Source organism: Nonomuraea maheshkhaliensis, assembly GCF_039529435.1.
Lineage (GTDB): Bacteria > Actinomycetota > Actinomycetes > Streptosporangiales > Streptosporangiaceae > Nonomuraea > Nonomuraea maheshkhaliensis.
The window spans coordinates 1-15,912 of the sequence record NZ_BAAAMU010000062.1; the positions used below are offsets into that span (position 1 = coordinate 1).

Sequence of the window (15,912 nt, forward strand, 5' to 3'; positions counted from 1 at the left end):
GGGTAGTGCTGCCGGTAGGTGAGGCCGGGGCCGTAGCGGTCGAGCAGCCGGGTGAGCGCCCTGCCGGGCGGCCTGCGCTACGTCGGCGGCTGGGCGCTGCCGATGCCGACCATCGATCCGCTCATCGTCGGCTACTCGGCCCGGCTGCTCGACCGCTACGGCCCCGACTTCACCTACCGGCAGCACTACGCGGTCAGGACCCTGCCCGCCGCTGTGGCCACCGTGGCGGGCGCGGGCGCGTTCGCCGCGCTCGCCCAGGTCCCGCCGGTACGCGACCGCGTCCAGGCCCGCCTGAAGCCCGGCGAAGGCCCTTCGGCCGAGCAGCGGGCCAGGAGCTGGTTCAAGGTCACCTTCCTGGGCGAGGGCGGCGGCGAACGCGTGATCACGCAGGTGGCGGGCGGCGACCCCGGCTACGACGAGACGGCCAAGATGTTCGCCGAGTCCGCGCTCTGCCTCGCCTTCGACGACGTGCCCGCGCGGGCGGGCCAGCTCACGACGGCCTCCGCCATGGGCCGGCCCCTCATCGACCGCCTGCACCGCGCGGGTATCACGTTCACCACCAGATCCTGATCCCGGTCAGTACGGCAGGCTCCAGGTCGTGAACGACTTGCGCAGGTACGGCGCCTTGTACTTCGGATAGGCCACCGTGCTCACGTCACCGTCGGAGGTGTAGCGCATGTCCGGGTTCTTCTTGAGCCAGTCGAGCCAGGCCTCCGAGCAGAACTGGGCGCAGTCGCCCTTCTTCTCCATGGCCTTGATCCGCGGGATGCCCGCCGCGTCGTACGACTTGCTGAACGGCGCCGGCGCCGGCGTGTACCCGGCCAGGAACGCGCCCTGGTGGTGGTACTGCTTGCCCTTCAGCGCCCATTCCTTCTTGCTCGGCTGGTTGCCGTACGGCAGCGCGATCGTGGTCGGGTTCAGGTAGGCCAGCGAGCTGATCGTCTTGCCGATCGTCCCGATCTGCTCCTCGACCTCCTGCTTCGAGCGTCCGCGCAGGTTGAGATGGTCGCGCGTGTGGTTGCCGATGTCGAAGCCGTTGTCCTTGAGCCAGAGCAGCGCCTGGGCCTGCTCCTCGCGCACGGTCTTGCCGAACATGTCGCGCGTCACGTAGAAGGTCGCCTTCGGCTTCCAGCCCGGATGCTTGGCGGCCACCTCCCGCAGGATCGCGACCGCGGTGTCCTTCTGCGGCTCGCCCATCTCGTTCAGGGTGAGCTGGGAGGGCGAGGAGTCGTCGAACGTCAGCACCACGGGGTGCTTGCCCGCCGGGATGTCGATCTTCCCGGCCGCCAGCTCGGCGGCGGTGATCGGCACGTAGCCATCTCTGACCAGCCGCTCCAGATCCGCCCTGAACTGCGCCGGCGACCGGTCGTCCGTGGTCTGCGGCTTCGGCACGATGCGGTGCCACATCAGCACCGGGATCTGCCCCAGCTCGTTCGCCCTGACCGCCGCGGCGGCCTTCACCTTGGCGGCCTTGCCGGCCTTGAGCTTGGCCGCGGCCTGTGCCTTGGTGTCGGGCAGCTTGGCGGTCTCCGGCTCCGAGTCGCACCCCGTCAGGATTGCGGCGGCCGCGAGCACCCCTAGCCCACTCAAAATACGCAGTCGCATCCGAACCCCCCGAGACGCGCACGACTGTTGTGAGGTGCCTCATACCCAGCTGATCAACTACGGCACGCCTGCCGTAGCGTCAAGACATGGGAAAACGCCCGGGGGCGCCCTTCCTGGGCGTCATGTCACCTCTCGGCGACGCGCCGGCGGAACTCGGCGGTGGCGGCCCGCATCACCCGGTCGAGCTCCTCCAGCTCGTCCTCGGCCGGCTCCCTGCGCAGTCGCACGTTGACCGCGAAGTCGCCGTCCTTGAGGTCCACCTCGAGGTCGTCGAGCAGATCCCGCGGCAGCCTGCCGAGGACGAACTCCCTGAACGCCGCGGCGATCACCTCGGGCATGTCGCCGCAGCCGCATGAGCGGCCCTCCATGATGGCGCCCAGGTGGCCGCGCCCCACGAGCGCGTCGGGATGCGCCACGTCGAGCGTGCTCAGCCCGGCCTCCACGATCTGACGGGCCTCCTCCAGCCGCTCCTGGTGCTGGAGGAACAGGCCGAGCGCGATGCGTACGCGCCCCAGCGTCTCCGGGTCGCCGCTGTCCTCCGCGGCGGACAGCGCCTCGCGCAGGCACCGCTCCGCCTCGTCCGGCAGTTCCGCCTCCGACAGCGCCAGCCCCCAGTTCCGTAACACCTGGGAGACCAGATCGGCCCGGCCGAGGCTCTGCGCCCGGACCAGAGCCTCGGCATACGTGCGGAGCGCGCCGTCGAGGTCACCGGCGTCGCTCTGCGCCATCGCCAGGCCGAGCTCGGCCATGAGCGCCTCCTCACGCATGCCCTGCCGGTGGTAGGAGGCGAGCACCTTCCTGATCGCCGCGACGCGGTCCACGCCGTGGCCGTCCCGGCCGTGGTTGGCCAGCTGGGAGAGCGCGTTGAGCGTCGCCTGGTGGTCCGGGCCCAGGCGGGCTTCCATGGCCTCGGCCAGCAGGGACAGCACGGCGCCGTCGGTCTCCGGATGCTCGCCGGTCCGGTTGAGCACGGCCAGCGCCACGTTCTCGACGACCTCGTCCGGCAACTGCTCCAGCGTGACGAAGGCCGGCTCGTCGCCGCCGGCGGCCGTCACGATCGTGGCCCGCAGCGCCAGCGCGGTGGCGAGCCGCTCGTGACCGCTGCGCCAGAAGTTCTGGATCGCCTCCTCCACGCTCTCGCGGGCCGCGCGCAGGTCGCCGCGCCTGAGCTGCACGTCCGCCAGCGGCTCAAGACCGAACGCGTAACCCGGGTGCTCGCGGCCGTAGAAGGCGAGCCGCTCCTGCGCGTTGGCGCGCAGCTCCGTCTCCGCCTCGTCGAGGCGCCCCAGCCTGCCGAGCACCATGCCGAGGTTCATCCGGTACGTCAGGCGGTCCTTGTGCGCCTCGGGATCACCGGGCATCGGACCGGAGCAGGCGGCCCGGTAACAATCGACCGCTCTGGCCGGCTGGTCCGAGTTGAGCAGGACGTTACCGAGATCACACTGCACCGACGCCCACTCGGGGCTGCCGGCGCCGTACGTGCGCGTGACCTCCTGGAGTTCGCGCGCCATGACCTGCTCAGCGTCGACCAGCCGGCCCTCCCGCACCAGGGCGAAGGCAATGTCGAGCGACGAAGACGATGTTGACATGGCGCAGGAGCATATAGGTCACGAGCGGCGAGCGGGCCCGCGCATGCGAAACGGCCCCGACCGTGCGGCGTTCGCCGCAGGTGGAGGCCGTTTTCGGCATTCAGGCGGACATCTTCTTCTTGAGGTTCTCGTCCAGGGCCGCCAGGAAGTCCTGGGTGGTGAGCCACTTGGCGTCGCCGCCGACCAGGAGCGCCAGGTCCTTGGTCATCTGGCCGCTCTCGACGGTCTCGACGCAGACCTGCTCCAGCTTGTCGGCGAACTCGGTCACCGCGGGGGTGTTGTCGAGCTTGCCGCGGTGGGCCAGGCCACGCGTCCACGCGAAGATCGAGGCGATCGGGTTGGTGGAGGTGGGCTTGCCCTGCTGGTGCTGGCGGTAGTGGCGGGTCACCGTGCCGTGGGCGGCCTCGGCCTCGACGGTCTGGCCGTCGGGGGTCATCAGGACCGAGGTCATCAGGCCGAGCGAGCCGAAGCCCTGAGCGACCGTGTCGGACTGCACGTCGCCGTCGTAGTTCTTGGCGGCCCAGACGTAACCGCCCTCCCACTTCAGCGCCGCGGCGACCATGTCGTCGATGAGGCGGTGCTCGTAGGTGAGGCCGGCCTTGTCGAACTCGTCCTTGAACTCGGACTCGAAGACCTCGGCGAAGATGTCCTTGAAGCGGCCGTCGTACGCCTTCAGGATCGTGTTCTTCGTGGAGAGGTAGACCGGGTAGCCGCGGTTGAGGCCGTAGCGCATGGAAGCGCGGGCGAAGTCGCGGATCGACTCGTCCAGGTTGTACATCGCCATCGCGACGCCGGAGCCGGGGAAGTCGTACACGTCGAGCTCGATCGGCTCGGAGCCGTCCTTCGGCGTGTACGTCAGGGTCAGCGTGCCCTCACCGGGGATCCTCAGGTCGGTGGCGCGGTACTGGTCGCCGAAGGCGTGACGGCCGACGACGATCGGCTTGGTCCAGCCGGGGACGAGCCGCGGCACGTTCGACATGATGATCGGCTCGCGGAAGATGACGCCGCCGAGGATGTTGCGGATGGTCCCGTTGGGGGATCGCCACATCTTCTTGAGGCCGAACTCCTCGACGCGCGCCTCGTCCGGGGTGATGGTGGCGCACTTCACACCGACGCCGTACTTCTTGATGGCGTTCGCGGCGTCGATGGTGACCTGGTCGTCCGTCGCGTCCCGGTGTTCGATACCGAGGTCGTAGTACTTCAGGTCGACGTCGAGATAGGGAAGGATCAGCTGGTCCTTGATGAACTGCCAGATGATCCGGGTCATCTCGTCGCCGTCAAGCTCGACGACGGGATTCTCCACCTTGATCTTGGGCATGCGAATGGTTCCCCTTCAATGAATTGATGCGTTGAGGCTATCGGACCGTCCGGTCACGGGGCGAAAAGGGACTGGATGAGCGCCTTGAGCTCGTTGTTGTAAAGCAGGAGTGAGGTCAGCACCAGCACGAATCCGAAGACGGACAGCGTGATGACGTCGACCTTCCTGCTCCGCAGCGCGAGCTGCCCGCCGTAGCCGGCGAAGCGCAGCGCGGCGGCGACCATGATGACGGCGCCCAGCGCGAACCCGCCCCAGCGCGGATTCGCGACGAAGATCACCAGCACGCCGGCAGCCGCACCCGCCAGGATCAGCGGGTACGGCCCCCAGCTTTCGCGTTCGGTCCCGTTCTGGCTCAACACACCTGCTCAGGGTCATGCTCGCGGCGGGGCGGCGGCGTTCGCGCGCTGTCCTGCCCGCTGCTCATCGCTCTTCTATCGGCTTCCACTTCTGGTCCGTCTCACCGATGTACTCGCTGTCAGGGCGGATCAACCGATTGTCGGCGTGCTGCTCGATGACATGAGCCGTCCACCCCGACATGCGGCTGATGGAGAATACCGGAGTGAACAGGTCGGTCGGTATGCCGAGGTAGTGATAGACCGAGGCGGCGAAGAAGTCGACGTTCGGATAGAGGCCCTTCGTCTCCAGGACGACCTCCTCCATCTCCTTCGACATCCGGTAGTAGGTGTCGTCCCCGGCCGACTCGGCCAGCTCGGCCGACATCCGGCGCAGGTGCGTGGCGCGGGGGTCCTCGGTCTTGTAGACGCGGTGCCCGAAGCCCATGATCTTCTCGCCGGCGGCGAGCTTGTCGCGTACGGCCTGTGCCACGCCGCCGGGCGACAGCGACTCCAGCGTCTTCATGACCTGCTCGTTCGCCCCGCCGTGCAGCGGGCCCTTGAGGGTGCCGATGGCGGCGACGATGGCGGAGTGCATGTCCGACAGGGTCGCGGCGCAGACGCGGGCGGCGAACGTGGAGGCGTTCATCGTGTGGTCGGCGTGCAGGACCAGGCACTCGTCGAAGATCTCGACCTCGCGCGGGCCCGGGGTGCGGCCGGTGACCTGGAGCAGGAAGTTCGCGGCGATGCTCAGCGACGGGTCGGCCTCGGGGACCTCCGTCCCCGTGCGGGCGGCGTGGTAGCGGGCGACGAGCAGGGGCTGCTGGGCCACCAGGCGTGCGGCCTTGCGCAGGTTGGCCTCAGGGGAGATGTCGTCCTTGTCGGGATCGTCGGCGGCCGACAGGGAGACCAGCGAGCGCAACGCCTCCATGGGTTTCTGTTTCTCGGCGATTTCGGCGATGTTCGCGGACACCAGGGCGCCCAGCTCCCGGCCCCTCGCCAGCTCCGCGCCGTACGCGTCGAGCTCGGCTCGGGTGGGCAGCTTGCCACGCTGGAGCAGGTGTGCGGTCTCCTCGAACGTCGCGCGGCCGGCCAGGTCGTGGATGTCGTATCCACGGTAGAAGAGCCGGCCGGCCTTTCCGTCGATGTCGCTCAGCGCGGTGGACGCCGCTACGACATCGGCCAGACCTTTCGTGGGCTTGTCCGCCATGAGTGTTTCCTCCGCTTATCTCCGCCCGAAGTCTACCCGTGAGCAGGCAAAACCGACTGCAGAGGTCCAGACCAATTTCACGTGGGATTCTCCTTTCGGCAAAGGAGATTCCGCATCCCCTCGTTTGGGTAAGCCGGAGCTGTAGTAATAGTTACGGCGGGCTACCTGGGGAGGAACTGCCGTGGAGGGGCCGTTCATACGCATCGAGGACACTGGCGAGGTGGTCCCGTTGCGCCCCGAGATCACGACTGTGGGGAGGGGCCGCGGTGTCGACATCCGGCTCACCGATCCCAGCGTGTCTCGACTCCATGCCGAGTTCGTCAGACGAGGACCCTACCTGTACGTCGTGGACCTGGGGCTGTCCAGGAACGGCACGCGGGTGAATGGCAGGCCGATCGCCCGGAGGGTCCTTGACGACGGCGACGTCGTCTCCTTCGGCGCGGCCCGGGGTCGCATCGGTGGAGTCCCCCGAGAGGACTTCACCCCTGAGGTCGAGCTGCGCAGAGCGGCCGCGCCCGAGCTGACCAGGCGTGAGGTCGACGTGCTGACCTCGCTCTGCCGGCCGGCGCTGTCCGACGAGGCGTTCGTCGCTCCGGCGACGGCACGTGAGATCGCCGACGACCTGGTCGTGACCGAAGCCGCGGTGAAACAGCATCTGCTGCGGCTCTACCAGAAGTTCAGGATTCCCGAAGGCACCAACCGGCGCACCCGACTGGCCAACGAGGTCGTCGCGCTCGGTCTGGTGCGTCCGACCCCCGTGGTTCCGCCGCAGAGGTCGTCGGGAGCTTCGACCGAGCAGCCGTCGGCCGCCGGGCGCAGGGCTTCTTAGGGACCGGATCGCGACCGGGGCTTCGGCGAGGGGTTCCGGCAGCATCGGAACCTGAGCGTCCACCGTGCCCGCGGGCACGTTCACGAGCGCCGGCGAGCGTCCCTGGAGGACGCCCGCCGGGCTCGTCGCCGGTCGGCACCTGACCGGCGACGCGAGCGGGCGTAGCGTTCCCTCAGAGCACCCTGAAGCCGTTGCTCGGCTTGCTGGTCCTGTTGGCCCGGTCCACCGCGACCACGTAGTAGTGGTGGCCGCGCCTGCCCTCGGGGTCGGTCCAGCGCAGCTGCCGGTCACCGGGCACGACGGCGACCAGGTCACGGGCGTCGTCGAACGCCCTGCTGCCCGCGGGCCGGTCGAAGCGGAAGACGGCGTACAGGAACGGCTCGTCCCTGCCCGTCGCCACCGCCCGCACCTCGACCCCGCCGCCGTGGCGGCGCAACGCGTAGGCCAGCACCGGCCGCCTGGGCGCCTCTCCCCTGGCCAGCCTGGGCAGCACGGGCGCGAGCGCGGGCCGCTGGTAGTGGTCGCCGACCGCGGTGGAGATGGAGGCGAGCCGGTCGACCTTGACGTCGTTGGCGTTGTACCAGATGTCGCCGCCGATCTCGGGGTGCGCGCGGTTGAGCGTCAGGTGCCTGGACAGCTCGTCCGGGGCCTGCCACTCGGCCGCCTGGGCGGGATCGCCCGCCTTGTACGCCGCCTGCCCGATCCACAGCAGCGTCTTCGTGCCGCTCGCCACGTCCGACCACCACGGCACCAGCTTGGAGTAGTCGGCCGGCGGCTGCCCGATGTACCAGTAGAGCTGCGGCGCGATGTAGTCCAGCCAGCCCTTCTTGACCCAGCCGCGGGTGTCGGCGTGCAGGTTGTCGTAGGACTGCCCGCCGTTGGTCTCGGAGCCGAGCGGGTCGGTGGCCTTGTTCCGCCAGATGCCCGACGGGCTGATGCCCCAGGCGATCTCGGGCTTGGCCGCGCGCACGCGCTGCTGCATCTCCTGGACCATGAGGTCGACGTTGTTGCGCCGCCAGGCGGCCAGGTCGGGGAAGCCGGCGCCGTACTTGGCGAACTCCTCGGCGTCGTCGAACGCGCTGGTGTTGGTCGGGTAGAAATAGTCGTCGAAGTGCAGGCCGTCGATGTCGTAGCGGGTGACCGCGTCCAGCATCGCGTCCTGGCAGAACTTGCGCACCTCGGGCATGCCCGGGTTGTAGTAGAGCTTGCCGCCGAACGGCAGGATCCAGTCGGGATTCTTGCGGCCGGGGTGGTCGGGGTGCAGCTTGGCCGGGTCGGCCTGCATCGACACGCGGTACGGGTTGAACCAGGCGTGGAAGGCCAGGCCGCGCTTGTGCGTCTCTTCCACGGCGAAGGCGAGCGGGTCGTAGCCGGGGTCCTGCCCCTGGGTGCCGGTCAGATACTGCGACCACGGCTCGTACGGTGACGGCCAGAACGCGTCGGCGGTCGGCCTGATCTGCACGAACACCGAGTTGAGCTTGCGCTGTACGGCCACGTCCAGCCAGGCGAGATATTCGGCCTTCTGCTCGTCGGCGCTGAGGCCGGGCTTCGACGGCCAGTTGATGTTGACCACGGACGCGATCCACATGCCGCGCATCTGCCGTAACGGCGGAACGTAGCCCGCTTCCGCGAAGGCGGGCAGCGGAACGGCCGAGGCGGCGGCGGCGAGGGCGAGACCCTTCAGGAGAGTTCTTCTGCTGGGCATGGGGGGTGGCCTCTCGGAAGTGGTTGTATCGAAGGCGACGATGACAGAAAATTACCTTCAGATCAACAACTGTGAAGGAAAATGCCGATGAGCGGTGACCTGTACAGACTGGCGATGACGGTGCTGCATCCGGGGTACGAAGGCACCTCCGCCCCCGACTGGCTCCGCCGGGCGCTGGGCGAGGGTCTGGGCGGCGTGGTGCTGTTCGCCCGCAACGCCATCGACGACCGGCTGATCAGGGATTTGCGCGCCGAGAACCCCGACACCGTCGTCTCCATAGACGAGGAGGGCGGCGCGGTCACCCGGCTTGAGGTCATGGCCGGCAGCTCCTTCCCAGGAAACCGGGCCCTCGGCGTGGTGGACGACGTGAAGCTGACCGAGCGGGTGGGCCGCCAGATCGGCAGGATGCTCGCAGATCTCGACATCACCCTCAACTACGCGCCCTCCGCCGACGTGAACGCCAACCCGGCCAACCCCGTGATCGGCGTGCGCTCGTTCGGGCCGACGCCGGAGCTGGTCGCCCGCCACACGGTCGCCTACATCGACGGCGTCCAGGGCGCGGGCGTGGCCGCGTGCGCCAAGCACTTCCCCGGCCACGGCGACACGATCACCGACTCCCACCTGGCTCTGCCGACCGTGCACGCCTCGCGCGAGGTGCTCGCCGAGCGCGACCTGCCGCCGTTCCGGGCCGCGATCGAGGCCGGGGTGCGTTCGATCATGTCCGGCCACCTGCTCATCCCCGCGCTCGATCCGTCCCTGCCTGCGACGCTGAGCCGTACCGCCATGACCGAGCTCCTGAGGGGCGAGCTCGGCTTCGACGGGATGCTCGTCACCGACGCGATCGAGATGCGGGCGGTGGCCGCCATGTTCGGCCCCGGCGAGATCGCGGTGCGGGCGCTCGGCGCGGGCGTGGACGCCATCTGCGTGGGACTGTCGACCGAGGAGAGCCTGCACGAGATCCGCGACGCGATCGTCGCGGCGGTCAGGAACGGCACGCTCCCCGAGGAGCGGCTGGCCCGGGCGGCCGAGCGGGTCCGCGCCCTGGCCGACTGGTACGCCGCCCAGGCCGCGCTGCGCCAGGAGGTCCACGACGACGTCGACGAGGGCGTGGGCCTGCGTGCCGCCCGCGCGGCGCTGACCACCCAGGGCAGTGCCACGCTCGACCGCGGCCCCCTGGTCGTCGAGATCAACACCCGCTTCAGCAAGGCCGTGGACCCCGCCACGCCGACCGGCATCACCGCCGCGCTGACGTCCCTGCTGCCCGGCACCGAACGGGTGCAGATGGAGCAGGAGGGCGAGCTGCCCGCGTTCGACGAGCGGCCGGTGGTGCTGGTGGCGCACGACGCGGCCAGGCACGCCTGGGTGCGCGACACCGTGGCCAAGGCCCTCGCGCTGCGGCCCGGCGCGATCGTGGTGGACACCGGCATCGCCGCCGCCCCCGAGGGCGCGACCCACGTCGCCACGCACGGCATCTCCCGCGTCTCGGCGCAGGCCGCGGCGGAATGGCTGCTGCGGTGAGCACCGAGCCCGCGAACCCCGTCGCGGCCGTACGCGCCGTGCTGCCCTCGCTGACCCCGGCCGCGCAGTCCATCGCCCGCATCATCCTCGACGATCCCGGGCTGGTCGTGCGCAGCACGATCACCGAGTTCAGCGCGGTGTCGGGAACGAGCGAGGCGACCATCGTGCGCACGGCGCGGGCGCTCGGCTTCGCCGGGTACTCGCAGATGCGCTTCGCGCTGGCCGCCGCCGTGGCCAAGGAGCCGGAACGGCTGGTGCCCGGCGACCTCGCACCCGACGACCCGCTCACGGACGTGATCGCCAAGGTCGCGCGGGCGGAGTCGGAGGCGCTGGCCGACACGGCCGCCCAGCTCGACCCCGACCGGCTCGGGGAGGTGGTGAAGGCGATCTCCGAGGCGCGGCGGGTGGACGTGTACGGCGTGGCGGCCTCGGGGCTGGTGGCCACCGACATGTCGCAGAAGCTGCTGCGCATCGGCCTGTCCAGCCATCCGTTCAGCGACGCCCACCTGGCGCTGACCAGCGCGGCGCTGCTGCACGACGGCGACGTGGCGGTGGCGATCAGCTGCAGCGGTGAGACGCCCGACGTGCTGGTGCCGGCCAGGACCGCGGCCGAGGCGGGCGCGCTGATCGTGGGGATCACCAACAACCCGCGCTCCACGCTGGCCGAGCTGGCCGATCACACGCTGGTGTCCGCCGGGCGGGAGACCGCCTTCAGGCCCGGGGCGCTGGCCAGCCGGATCAGCCAGCTATTGATCGTGGACTGCATCTTCGTGGGGCTGGCGCAGCGGCGCTACGAGACGGCCGACGCCGCCATCCGCGCGACCAGGGAGGCCACCGACCGCTACCGCAACCGGTGACCCCCTGGCGGATCGTGCTGATCAGAACGGGTAGGCCGCGATGTCGCCCTGCATCGTGACCCACTGCGTCTCGGTGAAGGCGTCCACGTTGGCCCCCGTCCCGCCGAACCTGCTCCCCGTCCCCGAAGCCCCCACCCCGCCGAAGGGAGCCACCGCCTCGTCGTCCACCGTCTGGTCGTTGATGTGCACGATGCCCGTCGGCACCAGGTCGGCCAGGGCCATGCCCTTCATCACGTCCCTGGTCAGGATGCCGAGCGACAGGCCGTACTCCGAGTCGGCCGCCAGGGCCGCCGCCTCCTCCAGGGTGGAGAACGTGGTCACCGGCGCCACCGGCCCGAACACCTCCTCCGCGTACGCGGGCGCCGCGACCGGCACCTCGGCCAGCACCGTGGGCCGGTAGAACAGCCCTTCGAACGTCCCTCCCGTGGCCAGCCGGGCCCCGGCCGCCACGCTCTCGGTGACCAGCCGGTGCACCCGGTCGCGCTGGTGGGCGTCGATGAGCGGGCCGAGCGCGACCTGTCCCGTGGCCGGGTCGCCGACGGGCAGGCCGTCGGCCTTGGCGGCCAGGCGTTCCACGTACTCCTCCGCCACGGCCTCGTGCACGAGGTGCCGTCCCGAGGTCATGCAGATCTGGCCCTGGTGGAAGAACGTCGCCCACGCGCCCGCCGAGGCCGCCAGGCCGAGGTCGGCGTCGTCGAAGATCACCAGTGCGGAGTTGCCGCCCAGCTCCAGGTGCACCCGCTTGAGCAGGCGCGCTCCCGCCTCGCCGACCTTGCGGCCCGCCGCCGTGGAGCCGGTGAACGAGATCACCGGGATGTTCGGGTCGGTCACCACGGCCTGCCCGGCCTCGGCGCCGCCGGGCAGCACGTGCAGCAGGCCAGGGGGCAGCCCGGCCTCCTCGAAGACGCGGGCGATGGCGTACCCGCCGCAGACGGCGGTGCGCTGGTCCGGCTTGAAGACGACCGCGTTCCCGAGCGCCAGGGCCGGGGCGACCGACCTGATGCCGAGGATCAGCGGGAAGTTGAACGGGGCGATCACCCCCACGACGCCGACCGGCACCCGGCGGGCGAAGCTGAGCCGCTTGCGTGCCGTGGGCAGCACCTCGCCGAGCGGCTGCGAGGCCAGCGCCGCCGCCTCGTAGCACTCCTGCGCGGCCACGTGCGTCTCGAAGCCCGCCTTGCCCGGCACGCCGCCGGACTCGCGCACGATCCAGTCCTGGATCTCCTGCGCGTGCTCCTCGAACAGCCGCCCGGCGCGCCGCAGCAGCGCGGCCCGCTCCTCGTACGGCGTCGCGGCCCACGCCCGCTGCTCCTGCCGGGCGCGCAGGGCGGCGGCGGCCACGTCCTCGGCGCCCGCCGTTCCCGCGCGGCCGAGTTCCTCGCCCGTAGCGGGCTCGACCACGGGCGCGTCACCGGCGCGCGAGACCGTCCAGCTTCCGTCGAAGATCGAGCCCGTCCAGACCTTGGGGTCCAGGAACGTCATGATGAGCTCCTACTTGTTCGCGATGCGCACATGTATTCTCTGACCGAACAGCCCCGTATCGCGGAACCTACGCTCCTGCCGGCTCCTGTCAAGGGGGATCAGCATGGTCGATCACGTGCAGTCGCTGGCGCGCGGCCTCGCGGTGATCCGGGCGTTCAGCGCCGCCGAGCCTGAGCTGACGCTCAGCCAGGTCGCCCGCGCGACCGGGCTCAGCAGGGCCGCGGCCAGAAGGTTCCTGCTCACGCTCACCGATCTCGGATACGTGCGCAGCGACGGGCGGCTGTTCGCGCTCACGCCGAGGGTGCTGGAGCTGGGCTATGCCTACCTGTCCAGCCTGTCGCTGCCCGAGGTGGCCGACCCGCACCTCGAACGGCTGGCCGCCGAGGTGGGCGAATCCGCCTCGGTGGCGGTGCTGGACGGGCAGGACGTGGTGTACGTGGCGCGGGTGGCCACGGCCCGGATCATGCGGGTCACGATCAGCATCGGCACCCGGTTCCCCGCGTACTGCACCTCGATGGGCCGGGTGCTCCTGGCCGCGCTGCCGCCGGAGGCGCTGGAGACCTACCTCGGGCGGGCCGAGCTGCGGCGCCTCACCTCCCACACCATCGTCCTGCCCGCGGCGCTGCGGGCCGAGCTGGACGAGGTGCGGGGGCGCGGGTGGGCGATGGTGGACCAGGAGCTGGAGGAGGGGCTGCGCTCGATCGCGGCGCCCATTCGCGATCGTGCGGGGCGGACGGTGGCCGCGGTGAACGTCTCGACGCATGCCACGCGGACGAGCTTGCAGGCGGCCCGGCGCGACCTGTTGCCGCCCCTGCTGGCCACAGCCACCAAGATCGAGACTGACCTGTCCTCCCTGTCCCCCGCCACCCGCCCATGACCAACTCACCGGCACCGGGCCCGGCGCGTCCGAGGGATGCCACGGGCATCCCCGTCGCACAGGGGATTGCGGACCGGCAGCGGGAAGCCCCGGGGCGGCGTTCGAGAATGTGGTGTCAGAGGCGGTTTTCTGCGGCCTCGACCACGTTGGACAGGAGCAGGGCGCGGGTCATCGGCCCGACGCCGCCCGGGTTGGGCGTGAGGTGGCCGGCCACCTCCTCGACGTCGAGCGCCACGTCACCGGCGATCTTGCCGTCCACGCGGGAGACCCCGACGTCGAGCACCGCCGCCCCCGGCTTGATCATGTCGCGCTTGATGAGCTCGGGCACGCCGGCCGCCGCGACCACGATGTCGGCGCGGCGCACGTGAGCGGCCAGGTCTTGGGTGCCGGTGTGGCAGAGGGTCACGGTGGCGTTTTCGCTGCGGCGGGTCAGCAGCAGCCCCAGCGAGCGCCCCACGGTGATGCCCCGGCCCACCACGACCACCTCCGCGCCCTTGATGGGCACGCCGTATTCCTGGAGGAGCAGCACGATGCCGTGCGGGGTGCAGGGCAGCGGGGCGTCGACCATGTGGACGAGCCGGCCCAGGTTGACCGGGTGCAGGCCGTCGGCGTCCTTCGCCGGGTCGATGCGCTCAAGCAGGGCCATCGTGTCGAGGTGCTTGGGCAGCGGCAGCTGCACGATGTAGCCGGTGCACGCGGGCGAGGCGTTGAGCTCGTCGATGGCCGCCTCGACGTCGGCCTGGGCGGCGGTGGCGGGCAGGTCGACGCGAAGGGAGGCGATGCCCACCTCGGCGCAGTCACGGTGCTTGCCGGCCACGTAGATCTGGCTGCCGGGGTCGTCGCCCACGAGCACGGTGCCCAGGCCCGGGGTGATGCCGCGTTCCTTGAGCGCGGCGACCCGCCTCTTGAGGTCTTCCTTGATCTTGGCGGCGGTGGCCTTGCCATCGAGTTTCACTGCGCTCATGTCGCAATCCTTCCATGCCGCTCCCGCTCCTCCGCACCGGCGGGGCTCTGCCGCGTGCGGAAGCCGCACAACACCCACCATCGCCCAGTTATCCACAGAGGCCAGGCAGTCCACCCCGAGTTATCCACAGCCTCATGTTGACATCGTTGTCATTGATCTTGGAAGGGCCTAAAGTTACGCATGCCCCAGCAACCACCTGCCCCCACCCTCACGACCCGGGAGAGCGCCATCCCACACCTCGACACGGAGCCCATCGCCCACCCCCGCGAACCGAGCGGCCCCGCCCACCGTCTCCGGCCGAGAGCGCGACGGACGTCCGGCCCGCGCGCCACACGACGGACGGCCTTCCCGCGAACCACGCGACGGCCCGACCTCCCGCAAGGCCCGGATCAGATGGACCTCCCGCGCGCCACACGATGCGTGATTCCGGCTCACCGGCTGGATGATCCGTGCGCCGGGAAAGCGAGACCCGTGCCCGGCCTGGAGCACCCCGGCGAGTCCCGCCGGCCCGACGACCACCGCGGAAACCGATGACCTGCGTACTCGCCATCGACATCGGAGGGACCAAGCTCGCCGCCGCACTGGTGGACGAGGCGGGCTCCATCCTGCGTTCCGACACCCGGCCGACGCCGCGTTCCGACGTGATGTCCGCTCTGGCCGCCCTCGTCAAGGAGGTGATGGACGACGGTCCCCCGCCTCTGGCCGCCGGCATCGGCTGCGCGGGCCCGGTCGACCTCGCCGCCGGCACCGTCAGCCCGGTCAACATGCCGAGCTGGCGCGAATTCCCGCTGCGCCGGGAAGTACGCGAGCTGACCGGCCTGCCCACCGTGCTGGCGGGCGACGCGCAGTGCTTCGCCCTCGGGGAGCACTGGCTGGGCGCCGGCCGCGACTGCGCCTCGCTGCTCGGCGTCGTCGTGTCGACCGGCATCGGCGGCGGCCTGGTGATCGACGGCATCCCGCTGCTGGGCCCCACCGGAAACGCCGGACATGTCGGCCACATGAGCATCGACCCGTACGGCGAGCGCTGCGAATGCGGCGGACGTGGCTGCGTCGAGCGCTACTCCAGCGGCCCCAACATGACCCGCTGGGCCCTGGAGAACGGCTGGACCCCCGGCACCGCCTCCAACATCGCCGGCACCGCCACCGGCACCACCGGCACCACCACCGGCACCACCCGTACCGGCCCCGGCACCACCGGCACCGCTTCCAGTCCCAGCGGCTCCGACCCGGGTGTCACTGGCGCCGGCTCCGGCACCACCGCCCAGGCTCCCCACGGCACCCCCGCGAAGGCGGACGCGCGGGCGCTCGCGCAGGACGCCGCCGAGGGCGACCCCATCGCGGTGGCCGCCTTCGAACGCGGCGCCCGGGCCCTGGCCGGCATGATCGCCTCCACCGCGGCCGCCGTCGAGATCAACGCGGTGGTCATCGGCGGCGGCGTCTCGGCCGCGGGCAAGGTGCTCTTCGAACCGCTGGAGCAGGCTCTCGACGACGTCGCCGGCCTGCCCTTCGTGAAGGCGGTCCAGGTCAGGCAGAGCACTTTGGGCGTACGCGCCAGCCTGGCCGGCGCGGCCCACCTGGCCTGGCACCCACCACCCACGAGCTGACCGCGTTCATCCGGCCCACGAG

14 protein-coding genes are annotated in these 15,912 nt (G+C 70.7%); 6 read left to right on the forward strand and 8 right to left on the reverse strand.

The window, feature by feature from the left end; genetic code table 11:
* Positions 1-51 precede the first annotated feature (51 nt).
* Entirely contained in the window at positions 52-570 is a 519-nt protein-coding gene (locus ABFX54_RS33355) for a saccharopine dehydrogenase family protein (protein ID WP_346110562.1), read from the forward strand.
* Positions 571-576: 6 nt separating this feature from the next.
* Here ABFX54_RS33355 and ABFX54_RS33360 read toward each other — a convergent pair whose 3' ends face one another.
* From ABFX54_RS33360 to ABFX54_RS33380, 5 genes are all read right to left on the reverse strand, one after another.
* Entirely contained in the window at positions 577-1,605 is a 1,029-nt protein-coding gene (locus tag ABFX54_RS33360; RefSeq protein ID WP_346110564.1) for a polysaccharide deacetylase family protein, read from the reverse strand.
* A 125-nt stretch (positions 1,606-1,730) separates the two neighbouring features.
* The gene (locus ABFX54_RS33365; RefSeq protein WP_346110565.1) at positions 1,731-3,194 is read right to left on the reverse strand and encodes a tetratricopeptide repeat protein; all 1,464 of its coding nucleotides are present in this window, start codon (positions 3,192-3,194) and stop codon (positions 1,731-1,733) included.
* 100 nt (positions 3,195-3,294) lie between these two features.
* Positions 3,295-4,512 carry an NADP-dependent isocitrate dehydrogenase gene (locus ABFX54_RS33370; protein ID WP_346110566.1) on the reverse strand — a complete coding sequence of 406 codons (1,218 nt, stop codon included), beginning with the start codon at positions 4,510-4,512 and terminating at the stop codon, positions 3,295-3,297.
* A gap of 53 nt (positions 4,513-4,565) precedes the next feature.
* Positions 4,566-4,868, reverse strand: a complete 303-nt coding sequence (locus tag ABFX54_RS33375) for a DUF3017 domain-containing protein (RefSeq protein ID WP_346110567.1) — start codon at positions 4,866-4,868, stop codon at positions 4,566-4,568.
* 64 nt (positions 4,869-4,932) lie between these two features.
* Positions 4,933-6,054 (reverse strand): citrate/2-methylcitrate synthase, encoded by a 1,122-nt coding sequence (locus ABFX54_RS33380; RefSeq protein ID WP_346110568.1) that lies wholly within the window; start codon positions 6,052-6,054, stop codon positions 4,933-4,935.
* A 181-nt stretch (positions 6,055-6,235) separates the two neighbouring features.
* On the opposite strand from ABFX54_RS33380, the gene ABFX54_RS33385 reads away from it, so the two are divergent.
* Entirely contained in the window at positions 6,236-6,883 is a 648-nt protein-coding gene (locus ABFX54_RS33385; protein ID WP_106236302.1) for an FHA domain-containing protein, read from the forward strand.
* Between the two features lie 172 nt (positions 6,884-7,055).
* Here ABFX54_RS33385 and ABFX54_RS33390 read toward each other — a convergent pair whose 3' ends face one another.
* Positions 7,056-8,588 carry a glycoside hydrolase family 10-like protein gene (locus tag ABFX54_RS33390; RefSeq protein ID WP_346110569.1) on the reverse strand — a complete coding sequence of 511 codons (1,533 nt, stop codon included), beginning with the start codon at positions 8,586-8,588 and terminating at the stop codon, positions 7,056-7,058.
* Positions 8,589-8,675: 87 nt separating this feature from the next.
* Between ABFX54_RS33390 and ABFX54_RS33395 the strand changes: the two genes are divergently transcribed.
* Both ABFX54_RS33395 and ABFX54_RS33400 read left to right on the forward strand, forming a co-directional pair.
* Complete coding sequence (locus ABFX54_RS33395) at positions 8,676-10,106, forward strand: glycoside hydrolase family 3 protein (RefSeq protein WP_346110571.1); 1,431 nt, start codon at positions 8,676-8,678, stop codon at positions 10,104-10,106.
* A complete protein-coding gene (locus ABFX54_RS33400) occupies positions 10,103-10,963 on the forward strand; it encodes a MurR/RpiR family transcriptional regulator (RefSeq protein ID WP_346110572.1) in 861 nt (286 codons plus the stop codon). Before ABFX54_RS33395 ends, ABFX54_RS33400 begins: the two co-directional genes overlap by 4 nt.
* A gap of 21 nt (positions 10,964-10,984) precedes the next feature.
* Here ABFX54_RS33400 and ABFX54_RS33405 read toward each other — a convergent pair whose 3' ends face one another.
* Positions 10,985-12,445, reverse strand: a complete 1,461-nt coding sequence (locus tag ABFX54_RS33405; protein WP_346110573.1) for a benzaldehyde dehydrogenase — start codon at positions 12,443-12,445, stop codon at positions 10,985-10,987.
* Positions 12,446-12,548: 103 nt separating this feature from the next.
* Here ABFX54_RS33405 and ABFX54_RS33410 point away from each other — a divergent pair, with 103 nt between their 5' ends.
* Positions 12,549-13,322, forward strand: a complete 774-nt coding sequence (locus tag ABFX54_RS33410; RefSeq protein WP_346110574.1) for an IclR family transcriptional regulator domain-containing protein — start codon at positions 12,549-12,551, stop codon at positions 13,320-13,322.
* A 115-nt stretch (positions 13,323-13,437) separates the two neighbouring features.
* Here ABFX54_RS33410 and ABFX54_RS33415 read toward each other — a convergent pair whose 3' ends face one another.
* Complete coding sequence (locus tag ABFX54_RS33415) at positions 13,438-14,286, reverse strand: bifunctional methylenetetrahydrofolate dehydrogenase/methenyltetrahydrofolate cyclohydrolase (RefSeq protein WP_346110575.1); 849 nt, start codon at positions 14,284-14,286, stop codon at positions 13,438-13,440.
* Between the two features lie 530 nt (positions 14,287-14,816).
* Here ABFX54_RS33415 and ABFX54_RS33420 point away from each other — a divergent pair.
* Entirely contained in the window at positions 14,817-15,890 is a 1,074-nt protein-coding gene (locus tag ABFX54_RS33420; protein WP_346110576.1) for an ROK family protein, read from the forward strand.
* Positions 15,891-15,912 lie beyond the last annotated feature (22 nt).

Bases quoted from the DNA above. Each gene is read 5' to 3' on its own strand.
- ABFX54_RS33390 (WP_346110569.1), bottom strand. From the start codon at position 8,588: ATGCCCAGCAGAAGAACTCTCCTGAAGGGTCTCGCCCTCGCCGCCGCC.
- ABFX54_RS33360 (WP_346110564.1), bottom strand. From the start codon at position 1,605: ATGCGACTGCGTATTTTGAGTGGGCTAGGGGTGCTCGCGGCCGCCGCA.
- ABFX54_RS33410 (WP_346110574.1), top strand. From the start codon at position 12,549: ATGGTCGATCACGTGCAGTCGCTGGCGCGCGGCCTCGCGGTGATCCGG.
- ABFX54_RS33415 (WP_346110575.1), bottom strand. From the start codon at position 14,286: ATGAGCGCAGTGAAACTCGATGGCAAGGCCACCGCCGCCAAGATCAAG.
- ABFX54_RS33380 (WP_346110568.1), bottom strand. From the start codon at position 6,054: ATGGCGGACAAGCCCACGAAAGGTCTGGCCGATGTCGTAGCGGCGTCC.
- ABFX54_RS33420 (WP_346110576.1), top strand. From the start codon at position 14,817: ATGACCTGCGTACTCGCCATCGACATCGGAGGGACCAAGCTCGCCGCC.
- ABFX54_RS33370 (WP_346110566.1), bottom strand. From the start codon at position 4,512: ATGCCCAAGATCAAGGTGGAGAATCCCGTCGTCGAGCTTGACGGCGAC.
- ABFX54_RS33405 (WP_346110573.1), bottom strand. From the start codon at position 12,445: ATGACGTTCCTGGACCCCAAGGTCTGGACGGGCTCGATCTTCGACGGA.
- ABFX54_RS33395 (WP_346110571.1), top strand. From the start codon at position 8,676: ATGAGCGGTGACCTGTACAGACTGGCGATGACGGTGCTGCATCCGGGG.
- ABFX54_RS33365 (WP_346110565.1), bottom strand. From the start codon at position 3,194: ATGTCAACATCGTCTTCGTCGCTCGACATTGCCTTCGCCCTGGTGCGG.